The 9,131-nt window shown below is 64.5% G+C and carries 5 protein-coding genes; all 5 read right to left on the reverse strand.

The annotated features are described in order from the left end of the window. Positions 1–65: 65 nt before the first annotated feature. The 5 genes from ABE493_RS11425 to ABE493_RS11445 all read right to left on the reverse strand — a co-directional run bounded on the left by ABE493_RS11425 (position 66) and on the right by ABE493_RS11445 (position 8,724). Positions 66–1,922: a glycoside hydrolase family 127 protein gene (locus ABE493_RS11425; protein WP_346499038.1), complete on the reverse strand. Its 1,857-nt coding sequence runs from the start codon at positions 1,920–1,922 to the stop codon at positions 66–68. Further along, positions 1,919–4,108: a formylglycine-generating enzyme family protein gene (locus tag ABE493_RS11430; protein WP_346499039.1), complete on the reverse strand. Its 2,190-nt coding sequence runs from the start codon at positions 4,106–4,108 to the stop codon at positions 1,919–1,921. Before ABE493_RS11430 ends, ABE493_RS11425 begins: the two co-directional genes overlap by 4 nt. Before the next feature lie 36 nt (positions 4,109–4,144). Then, positions 4,145–5,086, reverse strand: a complete 942-nt coding sequence (locus ABE493_RS11435; RefSeq protein ID WP_346499040.1) for a ribokinase — start codon at positions 5,084–5,086, stop codon at positions 4,145–4,147. Then, positions 5,083–6,342 (reverse strand): serine hydrolase domain-containing protein, encoded by a 1,260-nt coding sequence (locus ABE493_RS11440; RefSeq protein ID WP_346499041.1) that lies wholly within the window; start codon positions 6,340–6,342, stop codon positions 5,083–5,085. The genes ABE493_RS11435 and ABE493_RS11440 overlap by 4 nt, the downstream gene beginning before the upstream one ends. Positions 6,343–6,552: 210 nt before the next feature. Then, entirely contained in the window at positions 6,553–8,724 is a 2,172-nt protein-coding gene (locus ABE493_RS11445) for a TonB-dependent receptor (protein ID WP_346499042.1), read from the reverse strand. Positions 8,725–9,131: the final 407 nt, after the last annotated feature.

Consider the following 9,131-nt stretch of genomic DNA (forward strand, 5'->3'; position numbering starts at 1 on the left):
CTTGTCATCGCCTGCATCGTTGCCGCTGTCTGCGCCATGCAGAGCAACAGACAGCGGCAACAGGCTTACTGCGGTGCCAATGACAGCCAGCTCAGGCGCCAGACATCATGCTCGCGGCCACCACAGCGGTAATACGGCTCGAACACCAGCGGCGCGCGGCATTCCAGCTGCATGGTCACCGTCGCACCTTCACCGGCGTCTTCGCCTACCTGCAGCCAACGTGCCGGATCACCTGCGGGCAGCTTCACCGTTTCATCGGTCTTGAAGCCATCGATCAAGCCGGTCGCATAGACCAGCGGGCCGTAGCTGAGACCAACGTATTCCCAACGCAGCACTTCCTGCGCCACCGGCGAACCATCCGGTGCGCGTGATTCCTGCACGTTGATATTGGCCGCACGGTGCAGCTGTGGCTGCATCGGCAGCTGTACGTTGACCAGGTCACCGGCCTGCCATTGCCGCTGCAGCTGCACGTAGCCATCGGCGCCCACCTGCACCGGCACATTGACGCCATTGACCAGGATGCGGGCATCTTCGGCCCAGGCCGGGATGCGCAGACCGATGCCGAAACTGGTGCTGTGCTCGGGGGTGACGCGCAGGCTGATCTCGCCATTGAACGGATAGCGGGTCTGCTGCTGCAGCACCACCTTGCCCGCATCGGCGTGGTTGAGGGTCGCTTCGCCGGCACCGTACAGGTTCACCCGCAAGCCACCATCGGCGGCAATGCCATAGGCGATCTGTGGCAGCTCTTCCACTGCCATCGCGCCGGACGACTTGCAGCAGCGCCAATACGTGGTGTGCACGCGCTTGCCGTTGGGGAAGGTGTAATAGCACCAGTCCTCGCCATTTGGCGCCATCGCTGCCAGCAGGTCGTTGTAGGCGGTGCGTTCCAGCTCATCGGCGTAGCGGGCGTGGCCGGTGATGGCCAGCAGCTCGCGGTTGAGCTGCATCCACGCCAGCACCGAACAGGTTTCCACATAGGCCTGCGGGAAGAACGTGCGCGGTGCGTTGAACACCTCGCGCGAACGATGCGCAACGCCGCCCCACGGGCCACCACCCAAAGTCAGGTGCTGCTCGCGGATGTTGTTCCACAGATTGTCGATAGCCAGCTTGTAATCGGCCTTGCCGGTGGCCTTGTACAGCTTGGCCAGGCCGACCAGATTCCACGACAGCTGGTAGGCCTTGCCGGTGGCGATGAAGGCCGCGTCTTCGTTGGCGATGCCCTTGTCGAGCAGGGCCAGGCGCGGGTTGGCGTTGGCCTGTTGCAGGATCTTCTCGGCCAGTGCCAGATAACGCGGCTCGCCGGTGACCAGATACAAGTCGGCGGCCGGGTCCAGCAGCACCGTCGCCGACATGCCGTGGTGGTTGCCCAGCGTGGTGATGTCGATGCCCGATTCCAGCGCCTGCCAGCACAGGTCGGCGATGCGCCGTGCGGCCTGCAGGTAGCTGTCATCGCCCAGCGCACGCCAGGTTTCGAGGAAGCCGAGGATCAGATAGCTGTGGGTCCAGATGTCCCAGGTGCGCAGAGCCGGCTCACCGTTCCAGCTCTCGGGCTTGGGCGGCTGCGGCACGGTGAAACGGCGGTCGGCGGCGTAGTTGCCCAGATAGCCATCATCGTCCTGCTGGCTGATCAACCAGTCGGCGACGCGGCGCAGATTGGCCTCCAGCTCGGGCTGGCTGCCCTGTGCGACTGCGCGTGCGGTGGCCGACAGCCACTTGCCGGCGTGCTCGCCGTACCAGTCGCCTTCCTGGTTCTGCTGCTTGTGTGCCTGGCCGAAGATGCTGATCGACGGGCTGGCTTCATCGACGATGAAGTGGCTCAGGCGGCCGCTGCGGTTGGCCGCGAGCATCTGCCCGAACATGCCCTCGAGCTTTACCGAGGCAGGTGCTATCAGCTGCTGGCCGATGGTGATGGCCGCACTCATGCCGCGTCCACCACGCAACGGAAGCCGAGCATGCCGCTGCGGTCCTTGGCCGGTGCCATCAGCAGGTACTTGCCGTGCTGGTCCAGGCGATAGGCCTGCGGGAAATACCAATGCGAGGTCTGCGGCTGGTAGCTGGAGCCACCACGCAGGATCGCCGCACGGGTGTGCTCGTCGCTGAACTCATCGGTCCACTGCCACACATTGCCGACCAGATCCTCGACGCCGAACGGGCTTGCGCCCTGCGGATGCGCATCGACATCGGCCGGTGCCAGCAGGCGGCGGCCACGGTTGACCTGCGGCACGCGGCTTTGATCCCAGTCGTTGCCCCACGGATAGGTTCGGCCATCGTTGCCCTGCGCTGCGTACTGCCATTCCCATTCGTGTGGCAGACGCTTGCCGGCCCACGCGGCGTAGGCGCGCGCGTCTTCCAGCGACACCCAGATCACCGGTTTGTTGTCCCAGCCGGCACGCGGTGCGCCATCCACCCAATGGGCGAGGAAGTTGATGTCATCGGCCGGGTGATACGCAGTGGCGTCGACGAAGGCCTTGAACTGTGCGTTGGTGACCGGATGACGATCGATATGGAACGCCTGCATCTGCATCAGCTTGCGGTGATGGCGACGCGGGCAGTCTTCCCACGGGAACTGCACGTCCTGGCCCGCCCAGTTGAAGCCTTCGATCTCGATGCCGCCGACGGCGAACACGAACTCGCCCGCCGGAATGGTGACCATACCGGCCGGCGCGGCCGCCTGCGCTGCCGTGGCGGGGATCTCACGCAGCTGCTGCGGGATCGCCTTCCATGCGCCGGAGAAGCTGTTGAGCGGCTGCACAGCGCGCTTGGCGGCTTCGATCAGGAAAGCATCCAGTCCTTCAACCGCAGCGCCCGGCTGCACGCTCAGCACTGCGCCAAAGCCGCGCGCTTCCATCGGCAGCTCGATGATGGCCAGGCCATCACGCAGCGCAGGCGACAGCTCAACGCCGTGCCAGACATCGTAGTAACGGGTGCCGTCCACATGCGGCAGACCGATCTGCTCGCCATTGACCGCGTACTCGTTGCGGTTGATCAAGGTGTGCAGGCTCAGCCCATCGACCGGGAACTTGCTGGCGAAGATGCCGCCCTGGTAGCAGACCTGGTACGGCTCCCACTCCATCGACACAATCAATGCGGGGAACTGGCGATAGATTGCTGCCATGCGGCGCAGCGTTTCACCATCGCGTGCGGTGAACTGGTTCCAGATGCCCCAGATGTTTTCCCAGGCGTTGTAGCCGATGCCGTTGAAGAAGCAGTATTGCAGGTCGTGGTTGCGGTTGCGCCCCCAGCGGTTCTCGTAATTGACCATGTGGCGCGGCTCCAGCCACTTCCACTTGGACACCGGCGGCACCGGGCCATCGGGTGCCTTCTTGCCCCAGCTCTGCACGTTCCAGATCAGCTGCTCTTCGGAGCTGATGGTGGATTCGGGCTGCACCACCACCGGGTTGCCATTGGCGTCACAGGCGTCGAAGAACGCGCGCGGCACGCCGTTGAAGGTGTCACCGTTGATGCCGTCGGCGCCGGTGGCCTTGATGATCTCGGCCAGGCCGTCCCAATGCGTCACGCCCGGGTCACGGGTGCCGTGATCCCACGGCTTGGCGGGCAGGAACACGCGCACGCCGCGCTTCTGGAAGGCCTTCACTGCAGCGGTCAAACCTTCCAGGCCGCCCGGCAGCGTATGCGCCAGGTCGAACTGGTTGCGGTCGTCGATACCGATGTTCGGGTAGATGTACCAGATCAATACCGAGTCCAGCCCGCCGAAGCGTTCGATCAGATCGTCCAGGTACTTGTCGACGGTGTACTGCGCGGTATCCACGTCGAAGAAATAACGGTCCTCGACCATCATCTGCGCGTGCACGAAGTTGCGCTGCGCCCACTGCAGTTCCGGGCGGCGGTAGTTCACGTCGGTATAGCCGATGCGCACCAGGTGTTCCTGGCGCCAGTCCTTCAGCTCGGTCAACCAATCGGCGGCGCTGGCATTGGCATCGATCATCCAGCTGCCGATATCGGCGAACGGCCACGCCGGCGCCTTACCCGGGGTGGGCAGGTACCGGCCGGTGGTGACGTGCGAGAACTTGTACTCGGTATGGATCGCCTCACGCCCGTGATCGGGGGAATCGTTGTCGTAATCGGGTGCGGGGTAGGGCGAAGTCATGGCAGTCATCCAACAAAAACGGGGAGGGCGTAACAGTTACAGCGCGCACCATGCCGCAAGCGCGGCATGGGCGTTGGCGCCGGGCAAGCGGCTGGCATCGGCCAGCAGCGCTTCCACCTCGGCGTGGTCGGGGATACTGGATTGTGCACCCAGGCGCGTACAGGTCAGTGCCGAAGCGGCGCTGGCGGCAAGCAGCGCCTGTTGCAGCGGCGCGTTCTGCGCCAAGCGGGCGATCAGCGTGCCGCAGAAGGTGTCGCCGGCAGCGGTGGTATCGACCGGTGAAATTGAGAACGCCGGCTGCACCAGAATCTTGCCATCGATGCTCGCCATGCAGCCGCGCGCACCGAGGGTGACGATCACGCAGGGCACATCCAGTCGGGCCAGGCCGCTGGCCAGATCCGGCGGATTGCCGGCCACCACGGCCAGCTCGCCTTCGTTGACGATCAGCATGTCCAGCAGCGCCAGCAGCTCGGCCGGCAACACCTGCGCCGGTGCGGCGTTCAAGGCAACCTTTACACCCGCCGCACGTGCGGCGGCGGCATAGGCCTGCACGGCGGCCAGTGGCGATTCCAGCTGCAGCAGCAGCCACTGCACGCCGTCCAGCGACGGTAGGTGCGCGGGCAGCAAGGCCATGTTGGCGCCCGGCGCGACGGTGATCGCGTTCTCGGCATCATCGGACAGGCAGATGAAAGCGGTGCCGGTAGGCAGCTGTGCATCGCGCACGGTGTGCAGCGTCACGCCGGCATCGTTCAACGAGGCCTCGATCGGCTTGGCGAAATCGTCAGCGCCCAGCGCCAGCAGCATCTGCGTGGCGGTGCCACCAGCACGCGCACAGGCCACGGCCTGGTTTGCACCCTTGCCGCCGGGGAAGGTGCGGAATTCACGGCCGAGCACGGTTTCGCCCGGTGCCGGCACATGCGCCGCACGCACAACGAAATCGAGATTGGCCGAGCCGGCGACAAGAACGGTGGAGGTCATGGAATGGCCTGGTAAACGAGGTTGTAGAACGGGGTGGCCAGCGAGGGCAGGCGCTTTTTGCCATCGGGCAGGTATTGCAGCAGCACGATGGCGATCAGTTTTTCGCTGCGATCCACGGTGAAATAAGTGGATGCCGCACCGGACCAGCCGAACTGGCCGACGCTGCCCAGGCGACCGCGCACGGCGGGGTTGGTAACCACATAACCGCCCAGTCCGAAGCCTTCGCCGTCGCTGAAGCCCTGGATGGCAGGCGTGAAGCCGCTGAGCTGGTCGGCCATCATCAAATCCACGGTCTTGCGCGAGAGCAGGCGCACGCCGTTGCTTTCACCATTGCCCAGCAGCATGCGGGCGAACTTCAGGTAGTCAGCAGCGGTGGAGTACAGGCCGCCGGCGCCGCTGTCATAGTCTTTCAGGCGCACGCCTGGCGTGCGAGCGCTCGGCGTATCGGCGATGTGCAGCGCGCCATCGTTGGCGCTGGTGGGCAGATCGACCACGCGTGCGCGTTGATTAGCTGCCACCTCAAAGCCGGTCTCGTTCATGCCCAGTGGCTGGAAGATGTGCTGTGCCAGGAACTGCGCGAACGGTTGCCCGCTGACGACTTCAACCACGCGCGCCAGCAACTCGGTGTTGCTGCCTTCGTAGTGGAAATGGGTGCCGGGCGCATCGGCCAGCGGCAGCGTCGCCAGGCGTGCGGCGACATCTTCCAGCGAGGTGGCGCTGTCGACGTCGGCGCGGTTCAACAATGCGGTGGCGACGGCATGCCCGTCCGAATCCGCAGCAAAGCCGCTGGTATGGGTGAGCAGATGACGGATGGTGATCGCGCGCGGCGCAGGCGCCAGCAGCGGATGTGCGGCATCGCCACCGGTCACGATCTGGCGATCGGCGAAGGCGGGGATGAAGCGCGACAGCGGATCGTCCAGTGACAGCTTGCCCTGTTCCAGCAGCATCAGGATCGCGGTCGAGGTGACCGGCTTGGTCATCGAGTAGATGCGGAAGATGCTGTCTTCGCGCATCGGCCGGGTGCGGGCGATGTCGGCATGGCCCCACTGGCCGTGGAATTCAGTACGGTCGTTTACTTCCACCACTGCGACCGCACCGGGGTAGCCGGTGGTGCTGGTGGATTGGGCGAGGAAATTGTCCAGGCGTTGCCAGCGGTCACTGTTGGCTGCCAGCGCGCTGCTGATGCAGGCCAACCAGGCAACTGCACCCAGCAACAGGCCACGCGCGATGTGGCTACGGGTGTTGTTGCGGAACATGGGCAAGCCTCCGTTTTCAGGGTCTTGGGCAGCAAGCGTTGTAGGAGCGGCGTCAGCCGCGAAGCAGGCAAGCGTAATGGCTACGAAGTGTCTGCAATTGCTGGCCCTGCGGGAGCGGCCGTTGCCCTGGTTTCGCGGCTGACGCCGCTCCTACAGCTATCAAACCAAACGGCGCCACAGTTGCCTGTGGCGCCGTCTGTCACACATGGATCAGAACTTGAAGGTGTGGGTCAGCGACACCATCCGGCCACGGCCGGAGAAGTAGTTCTGCCAGCCCGGCAGCTGCGACCAGGTCAACACGTACTGCTTGTCGAACAGGTTCTCAACGCCCAGTGCCAGCTGGCCATAACGGCCGATGTCGTAGTTCACGCTCAGGTCCCACAGCGCATAGCCATAGGTGTTCTCTTCGTTCTTGTAGACCGCGTTGTTGGCCGGATTGACGAAGGTCTCACGCAGGTCGCGGCTGAAGGTCTTGCTCACACCCAGGGTTGCGCTCAGGTCGTCGTTCGGGGTCCAGGTCACCGAGGCATTCACCTTGTCCGGCGAGATGTCCAGGATGCCCATTTCCTTCTTCAGGCCCGAGCCCGGGTAGTACTGGGTCTGGCCGCGGATGCGCGAGTACAGGAAGCTGGCCTTCCACTGCTCGTTGAAGGTCCAGGCGCTGTTCAACTCGAAGCCTTCGATCTCGACCGGTGCGCGGGTCAGGATGAAGTCGTCGGTGGCCTTGTCGATGGTCAGGGTGGAGCCGAAGTCCGAGGTCGAGCGGTACACGGAGGCACCGACTTGGCCCTGTGCGCCGCGCCAGTTGAAGCCGATTTCCTTGTTCTCGGTGATCAGCGGCTGCAGATCGGCGATGCAGGACACGGCCTTGCACGGGCTGCTGGCCTGGATGTTGCGCAACGGGATGCCGACGTTGGCGATGCCGAAGCCTTCGGAGTACGAAGCGAACACCGACCACTGGTCGGTGATGCGCCAGATCGCACCGAAGTTGGGCATGTTGGCCTTGTAATCCATCTTGCCGCCCTGCACCGGGGTGTGGTCGCGGAAGGCAACGGTGGTGTAGCTGTCGATTTCCAGCTGGCCGTCTTCGCGGCGGACGCCGGCGTCCAGGGTCACCGGGCCGATGTCCCAGCTCAGCTGCGCGTACGGCGCGATGCTGGTGTACTTCATCGGCGGCACCCACAGGCGGTTGGTCAGCGCCAGGCGCTGCTCGGCGGTGTCTTCCACCAGGTCCAGGCCGGCACGCAGGCGCAGGCCTTCGACCTTGAACAGGTCGCTGTAGGCGTAGCCGAAGCGCAGGCCCTTCTTCTCGCTGTTGATTTCCGACTGGTCCCAGATGCGCTCGGTGGTCGGCAGCATCGGCTTGACCAGCTGGCGGTCATCGCCGTCTTCGGGCACGTAACGCATGGCCTGCTCGGCCCAGTACGCATCAACGCTCAGGTCGCCGCCGAAGAAATCGGCATTGGTGTACTTCACTGCAAATTGTTCGAAATCGTTGAACTCGGCCAGCGAATCCTTGATCGAGCCCTTTTCAGCGGTGTTGGTGGTCGGGTTCGGGCATTCGACCGCATCAAACCGGCAACCTTCCACCGGGATGTAGTTGTGCTTGCCGCCGATGTGGAAGTTGCTGTAGCTGGCCTGGATGCGCTGCATCTGGCCTTCGCCGAAGTTGTAGCCACCCTTCATGAACAGGTTCTTGCTGTACGAATCGGACAGCGAACCGGAGGTGTTCAGGCCAACGCGGCGGCCGTCGCCGTCGTAGGAGATGCCACGGTCGATGTACGCGCCGCTGATCAGGTAGTCGACCGCGTCGCCCTTGAAGGCGTGGGTGACGCCGATCTTGGACTGCGCGCTGTCGTCCTTGAACTGGCTGCTGTAACGGGTGGTAACGGTGGTTTCGTGGCCAGCCACGTCCGGGTTCTTGGACAGGTAGTTGATCACGCCACCGGCGCCGCCGATGCCTTCAGCGGCGGACGGGCCGTTGATGACTTCGATGCGGCCGATCACGCCCATATCGGTGAAGGTACCGTTGCGGCTGCCTTCGCGCAGCGGCGAGCCCTGCGGCACGCCGTCGAACAGGCGCAGCGCGACGCGACCACGCAGGGTCTCACCGGAGTTGCTCATCGCCTGCGAGGATTCGGAATAGCCCGGCACCATGCGTGCGAGCACGGCGGTGGCGTCTTCGGTCAGGTTCAAGGTGCGCTGCACCTGTTCCGGGCTGATCAGGGTGACCGCACCGGGCACCTTGTCGATGGCAACCGGGGTGCGGGTACCGGTGACGATCACCTGGTCCAGCGTGGTGGCGGCGTCCTGCGCAAAGGCCGGGCTCATCGCGCTGGCGAGCAGCGCGGCGCCGATGGCGGCCGTAAGTGGCTTGATCATGTTGTTCTCTCCCCCAGGTTTGAATGTGTGACGCAACCGGACTGGGAGCCGACAACGCCAGAAAGCGGTGGGGACTAGCGCCCCTTTGATCCTGTCGTTTGCTGGCTTGAGCACCCGCTGATGCGGGCGTCGGGCGCAGCTCCGACGTTGGGCGAAGCCTAGGCGGCGCCCCGGCGGGATAGAAGCGCACCTGTGTATGTTCAAAGCCTAGGGTTTGTTGCGATTGGCAATTGAACCGGTAGTGCCGAGCCATGCTGGGCGGGGGCAGCCCCACCTGTAGTGCCGCGCCATGCTCGGCAGAGGCAGCCCCACCTGTAGTGCCGAGCCATGCTCGGCAGAGGCAGCCCCATCTGTAGTGCCGAGCCATGCTCGGCAGAGGCCTTACCGGTAATGCTCCAGCCGAGCAT

The sequence above is a fragment of the Stenotrophomonas terrae genome (assembly GCF_039674165.1).
Taxonomy (GTDB): Bacteria; Pseudomonadota; Gammaproteobacteria; order Xanthomonadales; family Xanthomonadaceae; genus Stenotrophomonas; species Stenotrophomonas terrae_A.

Excerpts from the sequence above, each read along its gene's own strand:
- ABE493_RS11425 (WP_346499038.1), bottom strand. The coding sequence starts at position 1,922 with ATGAGTGCGGCCATCACCATCGGCCAGCAGCTGATAGCACCTGCCTCG.
- ABE493_RS11430 (WP_346499039.1), bottom strand. The coding sequence starts at position 4,108 with ATGACTTCGCCCTACCCCGCACCCGATTACGACAACGATTCCCCCGAT.
- ABE493_RS11435 (WP_346499040.1), bottom strand. The coding sequence starts at position 5,086 with ATGACCTCCACCGTTCTTGTCGCCGGCTCGGCCAATCTCGATTTCGTT.
- ABE493_RS11440 (WP_346499041.1), bottom strand. The coding sequence starts at position 6,342 with ATGTTCCGCAACAACACCCGTAGCCACATCGCGCGTGGCCTGTTGCTG.
- ABE493_RS11445 (WP_346499042.1), bottom strand. The coding sequence starts at position 8,724 with ATGATCAAGCCACTTACGGCCGCCATCGGCGCCGCGCTGCTCGCCAGC.